Consider the following 23,009-nt stretch of genomic DNA (forward strand, 5'->3'; position numbering starts at 1 on the left):
TTCAATAAACAAATTCAGCATTTTTTCCCTTACATATCCTTTCATATCCTCCATGATCCTACCTTGTCCTGTCGAATAATCTTGAATTACAAAAGCATAGAATAGAAAAGTTTCTTAAGTTCCCTTATCATCATGCGATATGTCATTTATTTTACGTTTTACCCATTCAATAAGCACTTTTCATAAAGAATCTAAAGGTCAGAGTGTAAAATAAGAAAAGGGTTGTATATTCCATTGCGCTCCGTCATCCATGCCCTTCTATAAAAAAAAGATTAAGAAGAAAAGGGCACTTCTGAAGGCACACAAAGTGTACAAGTCGTGCTACACAGCTAAAGCTGCTAGTCACGCTATGTCGCAGCTCATGGAATATACAAACCCCTAAATGACAAGTGGAAGAAAGTTATAATTTGCTTATTTACCAATTATGGCAAGACCCATATATATTGCTGCACCCCAAATAATGAATGCAGACACTTCACCTTATTTAATTTTTATTGCTATACACTTCCATCAAGCTATTGGCGTGCCATTGGGTACTTTTTCATCTGGAGTTAATAGAATCACATCACCTTTTTCAGGCACTCCCCCTAACACAAGCACTTCTGATTCAAATCCAGCAATTCTTCTCGGTGGAAAGTTCACAACTGCGACAACTTGTCTACCAATCAATTGATCTGGCTGATAACGTTTGGTGATTTGCGCACTGGAACGTTTCATACCTAACTCACCAAAATCGATCAATAGTTTTATCGCTGGTACTCTTGCTTCTGGAAATGGATGAGCTTCAATCACAGTTCCTATGCGAATATCTAGTTTTAGAAAATCCTCTATTGTGGCCATTTTAATTCCTCCCATTTTTTCGTACATAATTGGACTGACCCTATTCTTCTTGCTTATTACCATGTATCATAATAAAATTGAAATTACTAAATAAGTTTGATCATAAGTTATCATTACATATAAAATAGGGAAGTTAAAATCTATATCCTAGGAGAATCAATGATGAAGAGTCGATGTGCATGGGTAACAGATGACCCACTTTATATTGACTATCATGATCAAGAATGGGGGGTTCCCGTTTTTGATGATCAGAAATTGTTTGAGTTCCTTATTCTTGAAGGTGCTCAAGCAGGATTAAGTTGGATCACCATTTTAAAGAAAAGAGAAAATTATCGTCACGTTTTTGATGAATTTGACCCGAAAAAAGTGGCCTTATACGACTCAAAGAAAGTTGAAGAGCTACTAGTCAATAAAGGAATTATTCGTAATCGCTTAAAAATCCAATCATCAATCACCAATGCTCAAGCATTCTTAAAAGTTCAAGAGGAATTTGGTTCTTTTAGAGAATACATTTGGTCATTCGTAGATGGAAAACCGATCATCAATCATTGGAAAAGCAAAGAAGAAGTCCCTATCACCACACCACAATCAGATCTGATGAGTAAGGATTTAAAAAAGCGGGGTTTCAAATTTGTCGGTTCAACCATCTGCTATTCCTTTATGCAAGCAACTGGAATGGTGATGGATCATACAACCAATTGCTATAAGTATAAGGAACTAGTGGGCAAAGCATAAGTTTATTCTGGCTTTGCCCACATTTCTTTTGGATTCATTTCATAAATTCCGTTTTCCCGATACATAAAAGAATTGACTATAAATTCTCTACGAATCGTGGCAAAGTCCTCATGAAATTGTTTAATATGTTCATTAATCTCTTTCTCCGAGTATTTCTTCCCTTGCTCTAACTCTTTTATCATATATTCTAAAACGAATAACTTTTTCTTTCTTTGAGAAGGTATATTTTTAAGCTTTCCATTTGGGGTAAAGAAGTTTTTGATCACTTCTACTTTTTGCTTTTCTAGTTTTTCCTTCTTCATTTTCTCCCTTTCCGTTTCTTCTTCCATATCCTCACCTCCTAATTGATCACTTAGTTCATGAGAAAAAACGACTTTAATAATTGATTCTGCCTTTCTTCTTAAGGTTTTTTCATCTAAATAAAAATAAATGGTGTTCTTATCCCTTCGTTCATAGATCAGTCCTACTTCTCTTAACTTCATCATATGGTGTGTAATCGTTGGTGGCTTAACTCCTAATTTGCCAGCCAATGCCTGCCCGTGTAATGGCTCTTTTGCTAATAATACAAGAATTCTTATTCTTGTGGGATCTGCTAATACTTTATGAAAGTTAACAAGCCGATCAAGCTGCAAACCAATTCCCCTCCAACCTGTTAGATGAAATAACTTTAAAAAATAAAGACTTGTTTAATATTTATCTAATTAGATAATAATCAAATCAACTACCAATATCAACTTTTTTTATTTCAATATAAAAAAAGGGTTGTATATTCCATCGCGCTCCGTCATCCGTGCCCTTCTATGAATAAAGATTACGGAGAAAAGGGCACTTCTGAAGGCACACAAAGTGTACAAGTCGTGCTACAACCCTTTTCGTAAGGCATTTTCCAATTGCAGTTTTCGGTAGTATTTATCACTCAATTCCGTGGTATAAAAACGATACGTATTCTTCCCATCTTCCTTTGCCAAATACATAGCAATATCCGCACTACGTATAAGGGTTTCAATATCTTCACCGTCATACGGGTAAATGCTTATTCCAATGCTAGGTGTGACAAATGTTACATGACCCATTAATAGAAATGGAGATTTAAACTCATTAAGCATTCGCTCAGCAATTTTTGTAACCTCATTTCTACCGATATTCTCAAGCAAGACAACAAATTTATCACCACCATAATGAGAGACTAGATCATTTTGACGAATGCAATTCTTTAATCTTTCAGCAGCCTGTTGTAATAGCAAATCTCCAACATTGTGCCCTAAAGTATCATTGACTAACTTAAAGCGATCTAAATCAATGAACATCAATGCCGTAATCATTTTTTGCTGTTCTGAACGTTTGATGAAATATTGAAGGTATTTATTCAAGAGATAACGATTAGATAAACCTGTTAAGGCATCATAAAAGGCCAGTTGATTAATTTTTTTCTCTACCTTTTTCTGCTCTGTCACATCATGAATGGTACCTATGAAAGCATTTTTATCATGGTAGACTGTTTTTGAAGCATGTAGCTCTATATAAATGATACTGCCGTCTTTTTTTATCCCTCTTATATGTTCATGTATATGTTCAACATTCTGACTCATCTTCGCATATTTTGTAAGTAACTCTTTATCTTCAGGGATGATCAGATCCAAAATATTGATTTGAGCAAGTTCTTGATTTGTATAACCAATAATTTCTTTAAAACGAGGATTTGCATAAATAATTCGTCCATTTTGATAAATATATATTCCTACAAATGCACCCTCAACCAAACTCCGATATTTGGCCTCTGTTTCCATTAGTGTTTTCTCAATTATCTTACGTTCAGTAATGTCCCTGACAAGCTTTTTCCTACTCTTCGTTAGCTCTTCAAGATATAATCTTGATTTGTCATATTGCACCCCAAACCATAGGGTGATAAAAGTAGTGATCGCAGCAATGAACAAGTCATGACGATCAATATCCAATTCTACAACACTATGAAAAGCAACAACGATTAGACCTACAAAAACCGCTGTTATTCTACCTAGATACTTTTTCAATTTTAATCCCCCCCATCATTCGGCTTCTTTCACAAACATTACTATTTTACCATAGCGTTCTCTGAAATTGTAGACTCTTGTCCGTGGACAACTTCCTTAATAAAAAATCATAATGGTTCAAGAATCCCAAAAAAAGGAGAAACCAGCTTGGACGTTCAAATTATCTTTGGTAAAGTTTTAAAAAACTTAAGGGTTAACCGTAAGATCTCCCAAGAAGAGTTGGCTTTTCGCTCAAAGCTTGATCGTACTTATATTAGTTTATTAGAAAGAGGAAAACGCAAACCTAGCTTGAACACGATTTATGCCCTTTCAAAGGCATTAAGTATAAAGCCTTCTGAATTAATTAGAGAAGTTGAAAATGAGTATCAATTAGACGATGAATAGCCTCCATAGAGTCAAGGTCACTCACGAACAGAGTGACCTTTATCAATTGATGATAAAAAAATGAGCTTTATATCCCTAGATAAGGGATTTGTTCTTCTTTTGCCGTGAAAGAGTCCCCTTTGTGATGCAAAAACTGATAGCGATGTTGAACTAAGGCCACATGGCGAAGTTGCTGTTTACAGTAATTCTCTCCGTGAGCACAATAAAGCGTATGGTTTCCCTTCAATGACAATTTTGTTACAGCTCTATTTTCACTATTGATTCCGATAATCGCCTGGGCGATTACCCATCCCATTGTAAATTCATCTTCTGGTTTACTCGCAACTTTAAATGGTGTTAAAATCCAGTCCTCAATCAATGGAAGAGGAATCATCTGACTCTTTCCTATAGCTTGTCCATACTGTTTCCGCAAGGCTACGATATCATATCCAAAGAACTGAACAATTCCATGTAGAAATGAGTGTGCGGATGTTGGTAATTCTTCTGAGGTTCCGTCTACGTATAGTACCTTTAAATACAAGCCTTCTCCTGCTACTGCTGTAGCAAAAAAGGCACATCCCTTCGATAAAAACGGATAAAATTGTATTCTTTTCACAGAATCCCCTACCCCCTTTGTTATCATTATATACAAACATATGTTCCTATTCAAGTATAAAAAAAAACCCTGATTTTGGCAAATCAGAGTGCTAATCGTTTTTTTGCTTCATCTAGATCCATATCCAATTTTATAATCATATATAATGGACTAACTGGAGAGATAATCTGTTTTAGGGATTGAAATAAAATAGGTCTTTCATTTCTTAAAATGGTGACAACCTCTACAGTAGGGGGAATCGTATTTTTGACTCTTAAAAGAGTATTTAAAAAATCAATCACTTTATATACGTCTTTCCTATGATCAGTAATTTCTTCTAAAAAAGAATTGAATTCTTTAATAATGGTTTGGTCATATTCGCTCATCTTATTGTCTCCTTTTCACGATGTTTATTTTTATTTTACATCATAAAGAAAGGGAAACATATGAACCATTTGTCCTATTGTATTTCTTTTAATAGTTGTTTTGCCTCATTAAAATCTGGATTGATTTCTAATGCTTTTTGTAAATGCTGGATTGCTTCCTGCTCGTTTTTCTCAAAGATAGAAATCAGGGCAAGATAATAATGAGCTTGATACAATTTTGGTTGTAACTCCAGACTTTTTTGATAATACGCTGCAGCCTGTTCCAATTGTCCTTCTTTCAGTAAAGTGCTAGCAAAATAATAATGTGCATAAGGGTTATCTGGGTAAGATTTAACCAATTGGTTAAATAGGGTGTGTGCTTCATTTAGGTTATTATTTTGTAACGCTTTTTCCCCCTTTAATAGAAGAGCTTCGCTTCCTTTCACTTCCCTCCCATTAATTCCCCACCAAGTACTAACTGAAACGATAAGTAAGATCATGGTTGCAGTTAAAGTAACCAACCATTTATTATGCTTCTGATTTGGTAGATGGACGATCGCTGCTATCAAGAAACCACCAATGAGTCCCCCAAGATGGGCATAATTGTCGATGTTTGGAACCACCATTCCAAAAACGAGGTTGACCATGATTACACTAATAATATCCTTTCCCATGGTTCTAAAAAACAAATCCGGATTCACATAGCCAAAATATAATAATGCGCCAAAAAGGCCAAAAATTGCACCTGATGCCCCTGCTCCAATGTTATTTGGAGCAAATAAAAAGCTGCTAATATTCCCAATGATCCCAGCGAACAAATAAATGAGAAGAAAACGAGTTGATCCGTAAATTCTCTCTGTCATCTGTCCAAGATAATGCAAGGCCACATTATTTAATGCAAAATGGAGAAATCCAATATGTAAAAAAATCGGGGTAAAGAGTCGCCAATACTCTCCTTGGGTGATGAGAAAGGATTCCTTTGCACCAAAATCAAGAAGTACTTCTGTATCGGTGCTTCCACCCTTTAGGGTCATTAATAAGAAAAAAACTGCATTAATTGCAATAAGGAAATAAGTTAGGATTGGTTTCCCAAATTGAAATACTTGTTTATATTCCTCTTCTTTGCGTTTTTGTATCTCTTTCATTTCCTCTATTAACTGTTCAGGTTCTATCGATATGGGATTTGAAAAAGAATCGACAAAAGGTTCTTTTGTTATTTTTAAGTATTCAAAAGCGCCTTCGGGAATACCTAGTTGTTGGTTCTCTAGATCAACATAACCAAAAAATAAATCTAAATGGTTTCCTAATGTTTTAGAGGATTGAGCAATCATTTGTTGAATTTCATAAGAAGGTATAGCTTGAAAAAGATAAATATTGAAAAAATCCATTCTATTAGCCGATACTTGTCGGGAGACTTGATCTGCTTTTATTACAGCTTGTTCCATCTCTTGCTGCAAATGATTAGGCCAAATAAAGTCAATGGAAATCAAACGGAGATAAAGGTATCTTCGTCCAACATTTTTTATAAAATGTAGGGTTGGAAAATGATCATTTATACCCAATTGGTCTTCTATATGAAATAGGGAAAAATCTTGTTCTCTTATTAAATTAGCAGCGACAGACCACATATAATCTTTTGAAGAGATCAAAAGCGAAACACCCACCATTCTTAGAATACTTATCTATTTTATCAAATTTTCATACCAAAGGAAATGATTGGGTGTTACAATAAAAAGAAAAGTGGAGGAATCGGAAATGCCTGAATCTCAAATTAAACAGCTTATACTTTTATCACAAAATTTATTAAAAGAAATCAATGAATCGCTTGAACATTTTTTGAATTTCCATGCTATAAACAATTTAGTCTACAATGAGGGGCAAATAGTGAAGACATGTGAATTATTATCTGATTTACGCCATTTATTAGTCAACTGTGAAAATACTTATCAAAAACTAGGGGTTGTTGCTAGAAGCCATCATTTTAATAAGGATTTTGCAGAACAAATTCTTTATGAAACAGTCTATCTTTGTGTACATAAATTCTATTACCCTGCACACGAAGTCTATGAAGAGGATGGTAGACATTCCTACACCGGAAAAGATGCGATCAAATTTTCTTATACCCCACACCCAGATATAAAAAAAATCATTCTTGCATTATCCAAAACCTTTGAAGTCTTACGTGAAGAATTAAGCTATTATGAAACAGATTATGTAACCAAAAAAAGACTGCAACAAGGAGAACAATTTGATTAGAGCAGAAATAAAACAACCCTTACTTTAAATAGTGAAGGGTTGTTATTTTTTGCGTTTTAAGCGCTTTACGATCCAAAAAATGACAATCAAAATGAACAAACCAACAATCCATACGATTTGGTTCATATTGTTTGTAGAAGAGTGGTCTTCTTCTGCTATTAGCTTTTTTGGTGCCTCCGGGATTTTGGGTGAATCCTTTTTTTCTACAAGATATTTAGAAAAATCTTGACTAATTCCTTTTGTTAGATTGATCAACGCGAGAGGAACAGACCCAGCTTTCACATTAGGAACGAAATACTGTTCAATTTCAGTTTTAAAAAAAACATCATCTAATCCCTTTTTTTGTAGCGCCTCGCCAGTAACAGCAAAGATTTCCTTCTGATCGGTAAATATCAGAATCATAATCGTATCCTGCGAAAAATTTCTCCGTTGGAACATTGTTTTGGCCTCAAGATCGATTCCTTCCTTACCACTTGGAAGAACGATAATCTTGTAGATTTCAGGCAATTTTTTAACTTCGTTTTCAATTCTTTCCTTATCTGCTTCAGAAAAGTATTGATACGGATCGTCTACCACAAATTCCTTTTCTTCTGCTTTTGCTATGATTATCCATCCCTGATTCGATAGGATTAGGACAAGGAATAGTAAAGCCCATATTTTAATAAAACGGCTATACATCATTGTTCAATCCTTTCCTTCTTTTCCAACATCTCATATTTCGACAAATCTATTATACCATAGAAAAAAGAAAAAGAAGGTTAAAACAATGAAAAAAGATTGAATAAGTTAATTTTAGAAAGCTTTGGTTATTCTTGAGTTAAAAAATCATGATTTGTTTTTTCTTTCTTTATTTCTCTTTTATTCTCACGAGTTGATTTTCTTAATGGTATTTCTTTCAAAAAAAATACAAGAACTAAGTTGATAAACATAATTAAAAATCCATAGAAGAAGACAGATTCAATTGCATGAGAAAGAGCAACTCGAACGGCTTCTACAATTTGGTTAAAAATGTTTAAAGCTTCAGGTGGGATCATAGCCTTAATCTTTTCTATTCCCTCGGGATCAAATAATACTTGAGGATTAGTTAATTGATTTAAACCTGATTTGGCAAATAACTCTTTTGCCTTTGAAGGAATAAGTTTAGCAAGATCTTCATTCATTTTATGGGACATAATCGTTCCCATGATCGCGACGCCAACCGTTCCACCAATCTGTCTAAATAACTGAACAGAGGATGTGGCCACACCAAGAAATTGTGGTGAAACCGCATTTTGCACCGTTAGCACAAACAAAGGCATGATAATTCCCAATCCTGCTCCTAAAATAACCATATTGATAACAGCCGTTATATTTGTTGTGTTGATATCCATACGAGACAATAAGTACATGGAAATAACAACCACAGTCGCTCCAAAAATGGCCAACTTTTTATATTTCCCAGTTTTTGAAGTGATTTGACCACTCAGTGTACTAGCAATCACCATGCTAATCGTCATTGGCATAAGAACTAATCCTGATTGAGTAGCTGAAGAACCGATTACACCCTGTATAAATAAAGGAATAAACATGATCGAGCCAAATAATCCAATACCTGTTAAGAAACCAATAGTATTAGCAACGGTGAAAATACTGTTTTTAAACAAATGTAGTGGCAAAATTGGATCAGCTACCTTACTTTCCATCAAAATGAATAAGAATAGGCCAACCGCAGCGATAATAAATAAAGTAATAATTTGTGTTGAACCCCAAGCATACTTATTACCTGCCCATGAAAAACCAAGCAACAAAGGAACTAAGGTAACCACTAAGAACATGGCTCCAAAGTAATCTACTTTCGCTTTTTCTACACGAGCTTCATGTTTAGGAAACAAAATATAAATCAAGATCAATGCAAGAATTCCAGTTGGTAGGTTCACCCAGAAAATCCAGTTCCAAGAGTAATGATCAACGATAAATCCTCCTAATGTCGGACCAATAATACTAGATAATCCAAAAACAGCACCCATCAAACCTTGCCATTTTCCTCTTTCTGCTGGAGAAAATAAATCCGCAACAGTGGTCATGGATGAGGACATAATCGTACCGCCACCCAAACCTTGAATTCCCCTATAAATAATTAATTGGGTCATTGAAGTTGCCGTCCCTGATAAAAATGCTCCGATCATAAAGACACTAATTCCAGAAATTAAAAACCATTTACGGCCATAAATATCAGATAGTTTTCCCACAAGAATGACAGTGATGCTTGTTGCTAACATGTAAATTGTAAAAATCCAAGTATAATAATCCATACCACCTAAATCAGCTACAATTTTTGGAAGAGCTGTATCTACGATGGTCTGACTTAAAGAAGCAAAAAACATGGCCATCATGATGGTTAACATGACGGTAATTTTCTTTTTATTTTCTAAATGTTCCATTTGATCTCCTCCATCTATGATGTTTTCATATTATCCCTTATTTTTTTATAAATACGTATTAAATGTTGAAGATCTTCTACGGGAAGACCTTCCATATATTTCTCCATCATCTGATGACGATATTGGCGAAACTCTTGAAGAAGCTCTGTACCTTTTTCTGTTATGTGCAAATAAACAACACGTCTATCCTCGTCACAACGATCTCTTTCAGCCAGTTCTTGGCGGATTAATTTATCTGAAAGTGCAGTTACAGCTGGTACACTTACACCCATTTTTTCTGCAACTTCGGTTATTTTTAAAGGTCCTTGATCATTTAGCATTTTTAAAACCCAAAATTGACTCCAAGAGATTCCTGACTTGAGAAATTTATTTTTCTCAATGCCAATCATTTGCGTAATCTCGTAAAAAATACTGGTAAACTCTTTTATTAATGTTTTTTTATCCAACACTTAATCCTCCTAATATTTAAGTGACTTAACTATTTTAATCAAAATCATAAATTAATGCAACACCCAAATTAGCCCACAAAAATAAGGAACGGAAGCTTATTTCACTTCAGTTCCTTTTATCTTAAAGTTATGAAAGTCATTTACCTTTTAGGGTTAATCTTTTATTCAATAGATAACCAATCCATACAAGCAAAGTGAAAATAATCACGACAATCATGAGTCGCTTAGGATGTTGCTTAAAGTAAACCATATCATGCCCCATCAGGGTTTCAAGGAATACAATCGGTAATTTGCCAACCACCGTAGACCAGAAAAATTGACGAAAAGATAAGGGAGAAATACCACCAATAAAATTTACAGCACTTGAGGGAATCACAGGGATGACTCTTGCTAACAGGAAAATAAAAAAGCCATTTTTCTTAATATGTAAATTTAGCTTATCCAGAAGCTTATACTTTGATGCCTGCTTCATTGCATAATCTTGTGCTAAATATCTTGCAAATAAAAAAGAGACGATTGCGCCGATCACTGCAGCCATCCAACTAATCCAATAGCCATGCCACAAACCAAAAACTAGTGCATTTGCCCCTGCTAAAAGAACAAATGGGATAAAAGGAAAAAAGGTTTGAATAATTACAATGATAATGCTAATCAGAATGGCTAACCAACCATACGATTTCAAATGCTTAACCAGTGCATTCAAGTTCCCATGTCTTAAAATCGTACCCATTTCCGTACCAAAAAGCAGATATCCTAAAACAAATATTACAATCCCAATGATCACCCATTTTTTCACAAGATGACTGCCCCCACTATTAAATTCTTATTCCTTTTTTATTGTAACATAATCAACTTTGTTGTGATTAGCTTTATTCAAATATAACTTTTGCTATTAATCAGATATACATTCTTTAACAGGTATGATTCGTTAAACTAAACCAAAAATAATATTGGGGGTGATATTTTGAGCAGAAGAAACCGCTTAATCAATCCGAAGGCTGAACAAGCGATGGATCATTTAAAATATGAAGTCGCTAAGGACTTAGGTCTAGATGATGACATCAGAGATCGTGGCTTTGGAGAAATGACAACAAGAGAAGTTGGCAAAATAGGCGGGAATATGGTTAAAAAGATGATTACTATTGCCGAAGAGCAAATGGCTAATCGATAGTGCTCAAAACAGACAGCCTTCCATATGGGGCACCTTGAATTGGGTGCCCTTTATCACTTTTGTGGGTGAGTTATCGAACAAAACGATGGTTACCTATGGTTTTGATCACTTTCTTTTGCGTAAAGAAAGAACTCTTTGTAACCTTGGGATTGTAAAAATATAAAGCTCCTTCCACAGGATCTACTCCTTCTAACGCTTCTCTTGCAGCTTTATATGCACTATCGCTAGGGATTACCTTATAAATCTCCCCTGTTCTTACAGGTGTAAATTGACCCTTTGCAAAAATAACATCATAGATCGAATTAGCAAAGGTATCCTCTAATACTCGATTGATAATCACTGCCCCAACAGCAACTTGGCCTTCATATGGTTCATTACCAGCTTCTAAATAGATAATTTTTGCTAACCATTCTAATTCCTCATCTTGAAATGAGATCACTGCTTTTGCCTTTAATTGATCAACCGTAGTAACCTCAACAGATTCTAGATAAATTTTGGAACCAACTGTTAGATTGTTTTCATCAGCGATTTGATTCCAAGCTTTTAAGTCTTTAACTGGAATTCCAAACACTTGTCCGATACTTGCTAATGTATCACCTTCTTGAACATTGTATGTAATTTTTTCACTAATATAAACCGTTTTGGTCGTATTATCCCAGTCAACATTATAAAACAATGCTTCAGAAACAAAACGAATGGGTACATAGGTCGCATTATTAAGAATGATAGCAGGTGCGTCCATTAAAATCTTTTGTTGATCACGCGTTGCAAATCTTTCTCCAATCTTAAATTGAATCATATGGTTCTCTTGAGTAAAAGTAACTTGTTGTAAGTCACTATCCCAATTTAATTCGGCTCCTAAAAATTCAGATATCTTACGTACAGGCACATACGTCCTCTTATCAATCAATCTAGCATCTGGTTGATCGATAAGCTTTCCGTTAATCTTTAACTGAATAGAGGATGCATCTGCCTGAACCCCTACAAAGAGGGATATGATCAAAAATAGGACAATCAGACTGATTTGCTTCTTCATTAAATTCTCCTTTCGCCACTGAAAATGATTAAAAAAATCTATTTTTTCCATTGTAACATGAATTTGCTTCAAAAATCATAGTTAATTTTAGCAAATTGATGTTTTTATAAAATATATAGATAGTGTTATACCAAAAAAAAGAACCCTCTTTAAGATTATTCTCAAAAAGGATTCTTTTCGTTATTTAAAAAATTACTTCGCTTTTATATTGTGCTTTCTCCTCAGCATATTGCAAAACTTCATCAAGAATTTCTTCTCTTTTGGCATTAATCCGTTCAAAGTCCATTGCCGCTACATAATATCTTTCTAATAAATCATGAAGTCGTTTTGCCTCTTTAATATAATTGGTTCCAATGGTCATTTTAATTTTATATCTTGATTCAATATTGTGTAATTCTTTTTCCTTTTCCACTTCTACATTCGGGTTAATACATAATGCAAACATATCAACAATTTCATCATTATCTCTTGTTGCATCAATGACATGGGGAGCAGTTCCATCAAGAACAGCGACACTCAACGTTGGAATGATCACCATATCTAAACTATTAGGATCAAATCCACATGGAAAATACTCTACAGACAAGCCTAATTCTTCAGCGCGTTTTCCGATCTTTTTCATCATCGTTGATTTACCACTACCAGGACGCCCTTTTACAATATATCTCTTTTCTTTATCCTCGGTAATATTATCGATAAAATTTACCGCTCCTTGTGGAGTAGCAGCACCAAAGAAAATGCGTTTTGTCGTTGGATTTTCTTCCTTTGTGATTTCCCTAGTAAAAATTTTTTCAATTAACGTTTCTGTTACTTCATTTGCCTTATCAAAATTCATTTCTGCCAAGTAAATATCTTCCCATTCGTCATGAATCGATTTTGCTTCTGCAAATTGTTCATAGGCTCGTTTAAAATTAGCCGAGATGTCTTGTGTTAGTTTGATGATTTCCTTGCCATTCTCTTTAAGCTTTTTATCATCCCAAAATTCACCGAGGTTAATAATCTCATCGATAACCCCTGGAAATTTTGGATCTACGATATGAGGAGCCGTTCCATCTACAAAACCTAATTTCAATTCAGGAATAATCACTCCATCTAAAGAGTTATTGTCTGACGAACAATGAAGAAATTGAATGTTGTATCCTTTATCTGCCATCGTCATGCCAATCGTTCTCATAAATGATGATTTCCCTGTCCCAGGGCCACCTTTAAATATATATAAACGGTCTAATCCCTTTAAAGCCTCATCATATAAGGAATAAAAACCAACACTCGTATTTCCGCCTGCATAGTAGTTTTTAATTGTACTCATATGTCTTCCTCCTAATTCTACATATCTTTAGTTTAGGCCATTCGCCTAATTTAGTCTATGCGGTATAATGCAAAATGTTCCTCTAATTAAGAATTATTATTATTCAAAATAAGAATTTTTACTTTTTGCGGTTGAAAAACTTATTTTCATCATGTACATTTATATGAAATGATTTTAATAATGGGAGGTTTTCCAATTGAATCAGAATGAATTAAGTTTTCAGACGCTATTAGTTCACAATAAACACTCGATAGATCCTTCTTCAGGAGCAGTTAGCGTTCCTATTCAGCATGCATCTACCTTTCATCAATTTAATTTCGATCAGTTTGGCCAATATGACTACAGTCGGTCTGGAAATCCAACAAGAGATGCCCTAGAGCAAACCATTGCTGAACTTGAGCATGGAGTAAGGGGTTTTGCCTTTGCATCTGGAATGGCCGCTATTTCAACAGCTTTTATGCTTTTCTCTAAAGGAGATCATGTATTAGTCACTGAAGATGTTTATGGTGGTACCTATCGTCTTGTTACCCAAGTTCTTTCTCGTTTCGGTATTGAATATACCTTTGTCGATATGACAGATTTAGATCAGTTAAAAAAAAGCATTCGTCCGAATACAAAAGTGATCTACATTGAAACACCATCCAATCCTACCCTTAAAATCACTGATATTCGAGCAATTGTTGATTTAGCTAAAACACACGGATGTTTAACCTTTATTGACAACACTTTTTTAACCCCTGCATTACAGCAACCTTTAGAATTAGGCGTAGATCTTGTTTTACATAGTGCAACCAAATTCATTGCTGGCCATAGTGATGTGATTGCTGGTTTAGCTGTGGTTAAGGATGAAGAGTTAGGACAAAAACTTTATTTCCTTCAAAATACTTTTGGTTCTGTATTAGGCCCACAAGATACTTGGCTTATTTTAAGAGGAATTAAAACATTACATGTTCGTTTAAAGCAATCACAAGAGTCTGCAATGGAAATCGCAAAGTACTTGCAGCAAATTCCTCAAGTAGAACAAGTCTATTATCCAGGGTTACGAGAACACAAAGGTTTTGAGGTTCAACAATCTCAGGCCAAAGGAGCAGGGGCAGTGCTTTCTTTTCGGTTAAAAGATGAACAAGCCGTGAGAACATTTGTTAAAGAAGTAAAAATTCCTGTCTTTGCTGTAAGCCTTGGAGCAGTTGAATCGATCCTATCCTACCCTGCAAAAATGTCCCATGCAGCCATGCCGAAGGAAGAACGGGAAAAACGAGGAATTACAGATGGGTTGCTTCGTTTATCTGTTGGGTTAGAAGATCCAAGGGATCTGTTAGCTGATTTCGAACAGGCTTTTTCAAAACTAAATGTAAAATATAACCTATAACAAAACAAAGCTCGTTTGTTTGTTGCAGCAATTACATTTTAATCTTCTAAGCAAATTTTAAAAACACCTTATACTTTTGTGCAGTATAAGGTGTTTATTTTTGATAGGATCCCGCAAAAGTAATCGGAGTAAACTTCGAAGGAAGTCGACATTTTTGTGGGTGTTATTAAAACTTCGAGGCCTTTAATGTTAGAACACCATACACCATTTCATGATATGGTGTCTCAACATTTGCTTTTTTTCCATATTTAACAACAGCACCACTTAAGCTATCCACCTCTATTGGCTTTCTCCGTTCAAAGTCAACGAGCATTGAGGATTTAGTTGTCGGAGCAAAATTGTGTCCAATTTGATAAGCTACTTCTACATCTTCATCTGATAATTCAATGCCATTCGCTCTGGCAACATGCTTTACCTCTTTAAGAAGTTTCCGGAAAAGTTGGTCTGTTTTTTCGCAAGCCCAAACATCCCCTGCCGGTAATTCAGTAATCGTAGTAATTGCGCTAAAAGAGCTAATAAACATAAACTTTTTCCAAATATCCTTTTGAATGTTGCCAGAAAGAACCGTTGGTATACCTGCTTCTTGAAAAACAGATAGTAATTGCTTAGCTCTCTCTGTAATTTGTCCATCCATTTCTCCAAAGATGATATCTCGTTTTGCACTTTTTTGAGCAATGATACCAGGTGCTTCTATCGTTGTTTCTATGTATGTAAGACCGCCCAATACTCTCTCTTTTCCTACAACTTCAGCCATGATTTCCTCATTACCTACACCATTTTGTAGGTTTAAAACCATTGAATCCTCTTTTAAAATAGGTAGGATCTGCTCGGTCGTTTTTTTGATATCGAAGCCTTTTATAGTAAATAAAACGACGTCAACCAATCCAGCATCTTGTGGATCAGCAACTGCTTTTAATGGTAGCTGAAAATCTCCGTGAACACTATGTACTGTTAGGCCATTCTCCTGAAGTGCTTTCAAATGTTCTCCTCTAGCAATTAAGGTGACTTCGTGACCTTTTTGTGCCAATAATCCCCCAAAATAGGCACCTACTCCTCCTGCACCCATCACAGCAAACTTCATTTTACATCCTCCTCCTCTTACCCATTGTACTTGACTTAAAAAGGAGTACATTTTTTTCATGTACTCCTCTGGTTTTTCACTAAGCTAACCCTTTATTAAGCTAAAATCTCTTCAATACGATCTAAAACATCCTTAGATAAAGTTACACCTACTGCTTTAACGTTTTCTTCTACTTGTGCTGGTCGGCTGGCACCAATGAGCGCACTGGATACGTTCTTTTGACGTAATATCCAAGCGATCGCCAATTGTGCTAATGTCAAGCCAAGCTCTTTAGCTACACCTTCTAATTGATCAATACGCTCAAAGAATTCATCCTTCATATACCGTGCAATCATTTGACTTGCTTCTGGATCGGCACCGCGGCTTCCTGCTGGTGCAGGTGCTCCTTTTTTATATTTACCTGTTAATACCCCTTGAGCAAGTGGGGAAAAAACAACCTGACCAATTCCATGTGCTTCAGACAATGGAATGATCTCTTTTTCAATATAGCGGTTTAACATGTTATATACGGGCTGGTTGACCACAATTCGGTCTAATAATTTTTTATCTGCAATATGGATAGCTTCAGCAATCTGGGCTGGTGTCCATTCACTTACCCCAACATATAAAACCTTACCTTGGTTAATAAGGTCATCAAAAGCTCGCAAAGTCTCTTCTAATGGTGTTTCTGGATCATAACGATGAGCATAGTATAGATCTACATAATCTAAACCTAAACGCTTTAAGCTCGCATTACATTGCTCAATCACATGTTTTCGAGATAATCCGCGGTCGTTGACGCCATCTCCCATTGGCCAGAAGACTTTAGTTGCAAGAACATAGGATTCACGTGGAAAGTCTTTCAAGGCTTTTCCTACTACTTTTTCTGCTTCTCCACGACGATATACATTGGCGGTATCAAAGAAGTTAATCCCTAATTCATAGGCTTTATGTATCGTGTTAATTGCATTTTGATCTTCTACATAACCACCATAAGTTAGCCAACTACCCAATGAGATTTCACTCACTTTTACTCCAGTTGTTCCTAAATGACGATATTGCATGTTCATTAACCCCCTTTTAAATCCTTTTACCTATTGAAAATGAAAGTACATTTTTAATTTTAACATATTTTTAATATTTACACTATTTTCCCAGTGTAAGAAGGCCTATTTATTCCTTTTTGCCCGTCTTTCAAGATACCATTGATAGATCATCACACTTAACGTAAACCAAACACCACTTGCCAAATATCCACCTAACACATCACTTGGAAAATGCACCCCTAAATAGATTCGACTGATTCCAATTAAAAGAATCATAACTGTTGCAAAGAGAATCATCAATCCTCTACCAAATCGGGAGCGAAGATGTTTCCATAGTAGAAAGGATATCATTGCATACAACGTAAAAGCTGCCATAGAGTGTCCACTTGGAAAACTATATCCAGTTTCTTCAATGATGCGATGAATCGTTGGACGTTCTCTATGGAAAATAACCTTTAACAAATTATTTAAAGCTGTTGATCCAATTATCACAATCACAAAAAAGACTAACTCGATACGATGTTTTAGTAAAACATACAATATGATGGAGGTTATGATGATAATGGCTATGACAATTTTAGTAGAACCTATCCATGTAAAAAACTTCATAACCTCTGTTAAATAAGAATTTTCCAATGATTGAACCCATATGATGATCGGTAAGTCAAACCATTGAATTTTATTAAAACTAACAAAGGCAGCAATTAAACCAAAACTAAGAAGTAGGAGAAACCCTATTTTTCTTCCTGTTTTTTGTTTATTTTTATGGTGTATATTCAATTAATCTCCTCCAAGACGTCACTTTTGTGGTTTTTTTACGTTTTTAATTGGTATTTGATTAAATGATCTTGTCTGAAGCTAGAAATCTCACCATTGTACTCTAAATAATCAAGAAAACTTAATATTTCAGAAAAAAATAAGTTCAGGTGTTTCTCGTACCGGTTTGGATATACTTTTCTCATCAAATCATATACAGTAAAAGAACCCTGTTCAAGAATCTCTTTTAATTGCTCTGAACGTTGCTTAAAACGAGAGAATTGCCGATCAATCATTTCATCTAGATTAACGATCACTTTACCATGTCCAGAATAAACCTTTTCAATCTTTAATCCTTTTATTTTTTCAAGCGAATGTAGATAATCTATTCCACTTTTCGCTCTAGAAAAAAGATTGTTTATTAAAATGGGTTCTACAAAAATCCCTGAACTTGTATTCTCCAAAATAAAGTCTCCAGCAATAAGGATTCCTTTTTTCTCATGATATAATACGATATGCCCTTGAGAATGACCAGGAGTATGTAGTATTTTCCAATTTGGAAGATGAGGTAATGATGAACCATCTTCAATCAACTCAATATCGCTAACAGGATCCATAAATTGATTCAAATATTGATTAAATGATTTGATTCTTTGCACCTGGTCCTTTGATAATCCATTTTCAAGATAGAGTTTCTCATAAAAGAGAGTAAGTTGTTGATTAAAAATTGGTTCTTTTTCAATCCATGGAATGGTCCATTGATGAGCATAAACTTTTAATTTAGAATGGTGTTGTCTTAATATGTCCAAAAGACCAATATGATCAACATGATGATGTGTAAGTAAGACTTGATCAATATCTTTAAGACGGATACCATTTTCATTTATTTGATATATCAATGATTTCCAGGCTTGTTCTGTTTTTATTCCTGCATCGATTAATGTGATTTTGTCACCTAACAGAAGATAGGCATGAACATCACCTACTGGAAAAGGGGTTGGAATGTTTAACGAAATCAACTTTATATCTTGGTTTTCTAATGTTGTCTGTAACCGATTCACGATGATATCCCCTTTAAGTCAAGTTTTTTAATATCAGAAAATTCCTTAAATTCATTGTACAGTTTTTAGAGATTCTCTTCAATCATAAAGGGGGAAATATGATTACTTTTGAAAGACTCTAACTTGATTTTTTCCACTATTTTTAGCCTCATATAACATTTTGTCAGCCATCCGAAACAGAGATAATCGATTGATCTCTTGATCTTCTTTTTTCCATGAGGCAAGGCCACAAGAAACTGTTACCTTAGGATTTGTTTCTTCGCTAATTCGATTTAAAATACGATAGGCTACTTTTTTTGCAATGTTTGGATCCACATTTGGCAGATAAAGAGCAATCTCTTCCCCTCCCCATCTGACCGCAATATCTGTATCTCGAATACTAGAAATGAGAATCATCGCGACTTGTACTAGGATCTGATCTCCTATATGATGACCATAGGTATCATTAATCTTTTTGAAATCATCAATATCTAGTAAAAGGATCGACCCTTGTTCATCTTCTTTCATCGAATGTTGAATCTTCTCATCTAAATAAGAACGGTTATATAAACCGGTCAAATAGTCAGTGATTGCCAACTGTTGCAAACGTTCATGCAGAATGGCATTTGTTAGTGCTAGACCTAAATGTTGGGCAAAAACTTGAAGCATTTTAAAATTGTCATAGGAAAAATGCAATGGATTTTGATTTGATATAGAAAGGATTCCTATAATCTCATCATTTGAAAGAATAGGTACCGACATTAACGAACGGCAGCCTAATTGTTTTGCATAAGTATCTTTTATGGTTAAATCTGTCTCTGTGTCTGAAATAATAATCGGTTCTTTATTTCTATACACAAGTCCCATATATCCGTTGTCTAAGGAAACAATCGTGCCTACGTTTTCATCAGAATTAGAGGCAATCACTTTCAAAATATCTTTTCTGTCATTCACTTCAAGAACACAAACATGTTCTGCATCAAATAATTGTCCAAGTTCAGTAAGAACAAATTGCAGGATAGAATCCTTTGTTAAACTTTGATTTAAGCGTTTTGTCAGGTCGTTAATCACTTGTAACTCTTTGACTAGATTATTCGATTGTTGATATAATCTTGCTTTTTCAAAAGCTGTCCCAATAATATCTGCTACACTAGAAATAAAACTAATCTCTTCATCCGTAAATACATTCGAGTGTTGACAAGCAATATGAATTACACCATAAATCCCTTGTTTTCCTTTTAATGGTGCAGCGATTTCTCCCTGTTGCCGGTTTTCTCTTTTTGTTCTGCGAATTAATTTTCCTTCCAAAAAGGCTTGCCCATTAATATCTTCACTATTAGGGATAAAAGTCATTTGTTTAATTGGAAGATTAGGGATCAATAATTCCTGTGTTAACCACAGTTCTAATTGTACATTAGGATAAAATCTTTGAAAATGATGAATTGCCACTGATAAAACTTCATTTACATCCATTGTGGAATACAAGGTTTGTGTCATTTCCAATAGGGCTTCTCGTTTTTTTGCTTCTCTTTCCAACGTTTCGATTTTCTCATGTTCGGTTAGTGCCAGTTCAAAAGCGACCAACAAGCCCTGTAAGCAACCGATCGTTTGCCATTTATCATTCATCTTAGAGATAAATCCTAGAATACCAATAAACTGTTGATTAGAATCAAAAATAGGGACAGAGGTCGTTTGAGCATCATGCAAACATTGAAGAAAATGTTCCTTCCCATTTACAAATTCAGCTTTACTAGTTTTTGCTGTTAAACCAAATGCATTTGCACCAATTGCTTCTATCCTGCAATCAAAATACTCATGATCCTTTTTTTGAAGGAATAAGGGTAGGTCTTTTTCATAGGTTAACTCGAGCACTTGACCTTGATGATTTGCCAAGGCTAAAATACCATGCTTCCAAACATATTCTTTGTCTTGAATATGTTTAACAAAAAGTTGGAAGACTTGTGCTAAATGATAATCATTTGTAAGGTTTAATCTGATCCCTAGAGGAATACGGGTAGCATCTAGTTGTTGTTCTGCTGCATATTGATTTGCCATGTTAATCAAGTCTTCTCGACGATTACTTTCTTTAAAATCTTCAAAATTTTGGCCACAGCAAGATGCCATTTTACTTCCCTTCCTCTCCCTTTGATTCCTCTTTTACTCTACATGTGATGCGTTATTGACGTCTTCTATATGAAAAAAATCTAATAGATGATCATACGTGATTGTAGTGATGCTAGTATTCACAATTCTTGTTTTCCCTGGTCCATACTCACCTTGACTAATTTCATGCAATAAAGAATTGATGGCTCCTCCATGACTAACAATGACCACATTTTCACCAGCGTGCCACTTTACAATTTCTCTTACCGCACTATAGACCCTATTCTTCAATAAATGAAAGGGTTCAACATCAAAAGCCCCTGCTTCTTCAAGATTTCCTAAATGAATTCCATATTTTGCAGTGATATCTTCAATTTTGTTTCCCTCTAAAAGCCCATAGGACCTTTCTCTTAAACCAATATGTACTTGAACATCTTTCCCATAGTGATAAGCAATTGCCTTTGCTGTCTCCTTTGCCCGTTTTAAATCACTAGAATAGACTGCATCAACTTTATAGTTTTCCTTGTAAAATCGTTGCGCAACTTTTTCAGCCTGAGATTGACCAAATCTATTTAAAGGAATATCCTTTTGACCTTGAAATCGTTTTTCTTTATTCCATTCTGTTTCACCATGTCTGATTAAAAAAATTGTTGTCTTCATCATTTTATGCTCCACTCCAAAAAAAATAATAGGTTCAAAAACCTATTAACATTATATATAACAATTACACCAGTTTCTATATAAAAATAAGACTATTTTCCTATCGACAAATTGCGACTTTTTCATACAAAAGTCCCCTGATTTCTACGAAAAACCAGGGGAAGTCACAAACATAAACTGACAATCGCTAGTTAAAAAGACCTATATTGGTTGAATTGGTCTCATTTCTCCTACTTTGTCATCCCATTGAAACTCTATTGTTCTTATTAATTTGTTTGTTGAACTCTCATATTGATCAACAACAAAATATTGTAATGTATCTTTTTTACCATTCATTGTAATATTGACTTGGTAATAATAATACCCTTTTTGCGGATGTATGGGTTTTGTATCCCGATTAAAAATCCCCTGTGGACTCCCATACCAAATCATAGTTCCTTTTGGGTCTAAATAAACCCATTGTTCTGTTATGTTTTTTTTCTGACCTATTTCTTTTTTTAAGCTACTATTATCTGTTGAAATAGCGATATACCCTTTTCTAACTCCTGTTACTCCTTGATCATAAATAAATTTAAAATTCCCATATAACCAGTTATCTGCTTCTTTGTCCTTTCCTTTTTCACTATTTTTAACTGTTAACTTTTCTAACTGGATAAAGATCGGTTTAAACTGATTTGCTCTATTAGTTTCTTCTGAATCAAATCCCGTTTGCACAAACGCTAGCCAGTTTGTTTTGCCAGGAAAAGAAAATAGATCAATATATTTTTCTCCTTCATCAGCTAATCCAGGAAACAACCATTCTTCTTGCGATCGATTATTTGATAGCTTTATCTTAGATTTTTCTTGTTTGCTTAATTCCTGAAAAACCCAAGTTTCTTGACCGTTCTTGTATTTCATTCCATTTTTCCAATTTAATTTACGTGGAAAGACTTGGATATTAAATCCATGATCTAATACCTCTTGAGCCAATTTAATCTCCTCTGATTCAACTATTTTTTCTTGGTCTGGAATAAAAAATGAATACGTCAAATCTCCTAACCAAGTATCATATATTTGTACAAGATATCCAACCTCATCTGTGTCATTATAATGAATGAAAGCTGCATAATGACCGTCAGAACTAAACCCCAAAAAATAGGGGATCCGATTGAAATAAACGGTTTGGATAAATATGTTATTCACCATAAGTTTCTCTAACTTTGGAACCTTACCCTGCTCATATAAAGAATCAATTTCTGATGTCGGGTTTCTTTCATCTGGTTGATTCCAATCTGTTTCCTCAGGGGGTACAGGTTCTTGTTTTGTTAGATATGTGACACTTACTATGATCATGATCAGCAAAATGATAAGTCCAATTAACCAAATTTTAGATTTCAAAAGAACACCCCCTATGAAAATAATATCTA

The 23,009-nt window shown here is 34.7% G+C and carries 24 protein-coding genes; 5 read left to right on the forward strand and 19 right to left on the reverse strand.

Going from position 1 to position 23,009, the window contains the following annotated elements; all coding sequences use genetic code 11:
- Window positions 1–510 precede the first annotated feature (510 nt).
- Window positions 511–840 carry a chaperone CsaA gene (gene csaA, locus TEPIDINF_RS06935; protein ID WP_069798843.1) on the reverse strand — a complete coding sequence of 110 codons (330 nt, stop codon included), beginning with the start codon at window positions 838–840 and terminating at the stop codon, window positions 511–513.
- A gap of 162 nt (window positions 841–1,002) precedes the next feature.
- Between csaA and TEPIDINF_RS06940 the strand changes: the two genes are divergently transcribed.
- Window positions 1,003–1,575: a DNA-3-methyladenine glycosylase I gene (locus TEPIDINF_RS06940; RefSeq protein ID WP_421692153.1), complete on the forward strand. Its 573-nt coding sequence runs from the start codon at window positions 1,003–1,005 to the stop codon at window positions 1,573–1,575.
- A gap of 2 nt (window positions 1,576–1,577) precedes the next feature.
- Here TEPIDINF_RS06940 and TEPIDINF_RS06945 read toward each other — a convergent pair whose 3' ends face one another.
- Together TEPIDINF_RS06945 and TEPIDINF_RS06950 are read right to left on the reverse strand one after the other, a co-directional pair.
- The gene (locus tag TEPIDINF_RS06945; RefSeq protein ID WP_069798847.1) at window positions 1,578–2,207 is read right to left on the reverse strand and encodes a metalloregulator ArsR/SmtB family transcription factor; all 630 of its coding nucleotides are present in this window, start codon (window positions 2,205–2,207) and stop codon (window positions 1,578–1,580) included.
- A gap of 228 nt (window positions 2,208–2,435) precedes the next feature.
- Window positions 2,436–3,605 (reverse strand): diguanylate cyclase domain-containing protein, encoded by a 1,170-nt coding sequence (locus TEPIDINF_RS06950; RefSeq protein ID WP_421691611.1) that lies wholly within the window; start codon window positions 3,603–3,605, stop codon window positions 2,436–2,438.
- A gap of 147 nt (window positions 3,606–3,752) precedes the next feature.
- On the opposite strand from TEPIDINF_RS06950, the gene TEPIDINF_RS06955 reads away from it, so the two are divergent.
- A complete protein-coding gene (locus TEPIDINF_RS06955) occupies window positions 3,753–3,989 on the forward strand; it encodes a helix-turn-helix domain-containing protein (protein ID WP_068725102.1) in 237 nt (78 codons plus the stop codon).
- A 67-nt stretch (window positions 3,990–4,056) separates the two neighbouring features.
- On the opposite strand, the gene TEPIDINF_RS06960 is transcribed toward TEPIDINF_RS06955, so the two are convergent.
- The 3 genes from TEPIDINF_RS06960 to TEPIDINF_RS06970 all read right to left on the reverse strand — a co-directional run bounded on the left by TEPIDINF_RS06960 (window position 4,057) and on the right by TEPIDINF_RS06970 (window position 6,577).
- Window positions 4,057–4,584, reverse strand: coding sequence for a hypothetical protein (locus TEPIDINF_RS06960; RefSeq protein WP_421691612.1), 528 nt, complete (start codon window positions 4,582–4,584; stop codon window positions 4,057–4,059).
- 83 nt (window positions 4,585–4,667) lie between these two features.
- Window positions 4,668–4,949, reverse strand: a complete 282-nt coding sequence (locus TEPIDINF_RS06965; protein ID WP_068725106.1) for a hypothetical protein — start codon at window positions 4,947–4,949, stop codon at window positions 4,668–4,670.
- A 74-nt stretch (window positions 4,950–5,023) separates the two neighbouring features.
- Complete coding sequence (locus tag TEPIDINF_RS06970) at window positions 5,024–6,577, reverse strand: rhomboid family intramembrane serine protease (RefSeq protein ID WP_421691613.1); 1,554 nt, start codon at window positions 6,575–6,577, stop codon at window positions 5,024–5,026.
- Window positions 6,578–6,683: 106 nt separating this feature from the next.
- On the opposite strand from TEPIDINF_RS06970, the gene TEPIDINF_RS06975 reads away from it, so the two are divergent.
- Window positions 6,684–7,184, forward strand: a complete 501-nt coding sequence (locus TEPIDINF_RS06975; protein WP_421691614.1) for a DUF3907 family protein — start codon at window positions 6,684–6,686, stop codon at window positions 7,182–7,184.
- A gap of 42 nt (window positions 7,185–7,226) precedes the next feature.
- Here the strand turns inward: TEPIDINF_RS06975 and TEPIDINF_RS06980 are convergent, their stop codons facing one another.
- From TEPIDINF_RS06980 to TEPIDINF_RS06995, 4 genes are all read right to left on the reverse strand, one after another.
- On the reverse strand, window positions 7,227–7,865 hold the full coding sequence (locus TEPIDINF_RS06980) for a hypothetical protein (protein ID WP_421691615.1): 639 nt from the start codon (window positions 7,863–7,865) through the stop codon (window positions 7,227–7,229).
- A 125-nt stretch (window positions 7,866–7,990) separates the two neighbouring features.
- Window positions 7,991–9,604 (reverse strand): MDR family MFS transporter, encoded by a 1,614-nt coding sequence (locus TEPIDINF_RS06985; RefSeq protein ID WP_421691616.1) that lies wholly within the window; start codon window positions 9,602–9,604, stop codon window positions 7,991–7,993.
- Window positions 9,605–9,618: 14 nt separating this feature from the next.
- Window positions 9,619–10,050: a MarR family winged helix-turn-helix transcriptional regulator gene (locus TEPIDINF_RS06990; protein ID WP_082732438.1), complete on the reverse strand. Its 432-nt coding sequence runs from the start codon at window positions 10,048–10,050 to the stop codon at window positions 9,619–9,621.
- Window positions 10,051–10,189: 139 nt separating this feature from the next.
- Window positions 10,190–10,849, reverse strand: a complete 660-nt coding sequence (locus TEPIDINF_RS06995) for a TVP38/TMEM64 family protein (protein ID WP_069798861.1) — start codon at window positions 10,847–10,849, stop codon at window positions 10,190–10,192.
- A 168-nt stretch (window positions 10,850–11,017) separates the two neighbouring features.
- Between TEPIDINF_RS06995 and TEPIDINF_RS07000 the strand changes: the two genes are divergently transcribed.
- On the forward strand, window positions 11,018–11,224 hold the full coding sequence (locus tag TEPIDINF_RS07000) for an alpha/beta-type small acid-soluble spore protein (protein WP_068725120.1): 207 nt from the start codon (window positions 11,018–11,020) through the stop codon (window positions 11,222–11,224).
- A gap of 70 nt (window positions 11,225–11,294) precedes the next feature.
- On the opposite strand, the gene TEPIDINF_RS07005 is transcribed toward TEPIDINF_RS07000, so the two are convergent.
- Both TEPIDINF_RS07005 and TEPIDINF_RS07010 read right to left on the reverse strand, forming a co-directional pair.
- Window positions 11,295–12,260, reverse strand: a complete 966-nt coding sequence (locus TEPIDINF_RS07005) for a stalk domain-containing protein (protein WP_068725122.1) — start codon at window positions 12,258–12,260, stop codon at window positions 11,295–11,297.
- A 184-nt stretch (window positions 12,261–12,444) separates the two neighbouring features.
- On the reverse strand, window positions 12,445–13,569 hold the full coding sequence (locus TEPIDINF_RS07010) for a PRK06851 family protein (protein WP_068725124.1): 1,125 nt from the start codon (window positions 13,567–13,569) through the stop codon (window positions 12,445–12,447).
- Between the two features lie 196 nt (window positions 13,570–13,765).
- Between TEPIDINF_RS07010 and metC the strand changes: the two genes are divergently transcribed.
- Window positions 13,766–14,938: a cystathionine beta-lyase gene (gene metC, locus TEPIDINF_RS07015; protein WP_421691617.1), complete on the forward strand. Its 1,173-nt coding sequence runs from the start codon at window positions 13,766–13,768 to the stop codon at window positions 14,936–14,938.
- Window positions 14,939–15,104: 166 nt separating this feature from the next.
- Here the strand turns inward: metC and TEPIDINF_RS07020 are convergent, their stop codons facing one another.
- From TEPIDINF_RS07020 to TEPIDINF_RS07050, 7 genes are all read right to left on the reverse strand, one after another.
- Complete coding sequence (locus tag TEPIDINF_RS07020) at window positions 15,105–16,019, reverse strand: ketopantoate reductase family protein (RefSeq protein ID WP_069799185.1); 915 nt, start codon at window positions 16,017–16,019, stop codon at window positions 15,105–15,107.
- 95 nt (window positions 16,020–16,114) lie between these two features.
- Entirely contained in the window at window positions 16,115–17,062 is a 948-nt protein-coding gene (locus tag TEPIDINF_RS07025) for an aldo/keto reductase family protein (RefSeq protein ID WP_069799186.1), read from the reverse strand.
- 105 nt (window positions 17,063–17,167) lie between these two features.
- A complete protein-coding gene (locus TEPIDINF_RS07030) occupies window positions 17,168–17,824 on the reverse strand; it encodes a phosphatase PAP2 family protein (protein ID WP_255421836.1) in 657 nt (218 codons plus the stop codon).
- Window positions 17,825–17,859: 35 nt separating this feature from the next.
- A complete protein-coding gene (locus TEPIDINF_RS07035; RefSeq protein ID WP_421691618.1) occupies window positions 17,860–18,861 on the reverse strand; it encodes an MBL fold metallo-hydrolase in 1,002 nt (333 codons plus the stop codon).
- Between the two features lie 102 nt (window positions 18,862–18,963).
- Window positions 18,964–20,964 carry a sensor domain-containing diguanylate cyclase gene (locus TEPIDINF_RS07040; RefSeq protein ID WP_421691619.1) on the reverse strand — a complete coding sequence of 667 codons (2,001 nt, stop codon included), beginning with the start codon at window positions 20,962–20,964 and terminating at the stop codon, window positions 18,964–18,966.
- 33 nt (window positions 20,965–20,997) lie between these two features.
- On the reverse strand, window positions 20,998–21,606 hold the full coding sequence (locus TEPIDINF_RS07045) for a histidine phosphatase family protein (RefSeq protein WP_084818799.1): 609 nt from the start codon (window positions 21,604–21,606) through the stop codon (window positions 20,998–21,000).
- A 198-nt stretch (window positions 21,607–21,804) separates the two neighbouring features.
- Window positions 21,805–22,980 (reverse strand): hypothetical protein, encoded by a 1,176-nt coding sequence (locus tag TEPIDINF_RS07050; RefSeq protein WP_421691620.1) that lies wholly within the window; start codon window positions 22,978–22,980, stop codon window positions 21,805–21,807.
- Window positions 22,981–23,009: the final 29 nt, after the last annotated feature.

Origin of the sequence: Tepidibacillus infernus, assembly GCF_048898065.1 — a bacterium.
GTDB lineage: Bacteria > Bacillota > Bacilli > Tepidibacillales > Tepidibacillaceae > Tepidibacillus_B > Tepidibacillus_B infernus.

Bases quoted from the DNA above. Each gene is read 5' to 3' on its own strand.
- csaA (WP_069798843.1), bottom strand. From the start codon at position 840: ATGGCCACAATAGAGGATTTTCTAAAACTAGATATTCGCATAGGAACT.
- TEPIDINF_RS06940 (WP_421692153.1), top strand. From the start codon at position 1,003: ATGAAGAGTCGATGTGCATGGGTAACAGATGACCCACTTTATATTGAC.
- TEPIDINF_RS06965 (WP_068725106.1), bottom strand. From the start codon at position 4,949: ATGAGCGAATATGACCAAACCATTATTAAAGAATTCAATTCTTTTTTA.
- TEPIDINF_RS06975 (WP_421691614.1), top strand. From the start codon at position 6,684: ATGCCTGAATCTCAAATTAAACAGCTTATACTTTTATCACAAAATTTA.
- TEPIDINF_RS06980 (WP_421691615.1), bottom strand. From the start codon at position 7,865: ATGATGTATAGCCGTTTTATTAAAATATGGGCTTTACTATTCCTTGTC.
- TEPIDINF_RS06985 (WP_421691616.1), bottom strand. From the start codon at position 9,604: ATGGAACATTTAGAAAATAAAAAGAAAATTACCGTCATGTTAACCATC.
- TEPIDINF_RS07005 (WP_068725122.1), bottom strand. From the start codon at position 12,260: ATGAAGAAGCAAATCAGTCTGATTGTCCTATTTTTGATCATATCCCTC.
- TEPIDINF_RS07010 (WP_068725124.1), bottom strand. From the start codon at position 13,569: ATGAGTACAATTAAAAACTACTATGCAGGCGGAAATACGAGTGTTGGT.
- TEPIDINF_RS07020 (WP_069799185.1), bottom strand. From the start codon at position 16,019: ATGAAGTTTGCTGTGATGGGTGCAGGAGGAGTAGGTGCCTATTTTGGG.
- TEPIDINF_RS07025 (WP_069799186.1), bottom strand. From the start codon at position 17,062: ATGCAATATCGTCATTTAGGAACAACTGGAGTAAAAGTGAGTGAAATC.
- TEPIDINF_RS07040 (WP_421691619.1), bottom strand. From the start codon at position 20,964: ATGGCATCTTGCTGTGGCCAAAATTTTGAAGATTTTAAAGAAAGTAAT.
- TEPIDINF_RS07045 (WP_084818799.1), bottom strand. From the start codon at position 21,606: ATGATGAAGACAACAATTTTTTTAATCAGACATGGTGAAACAGAATGG.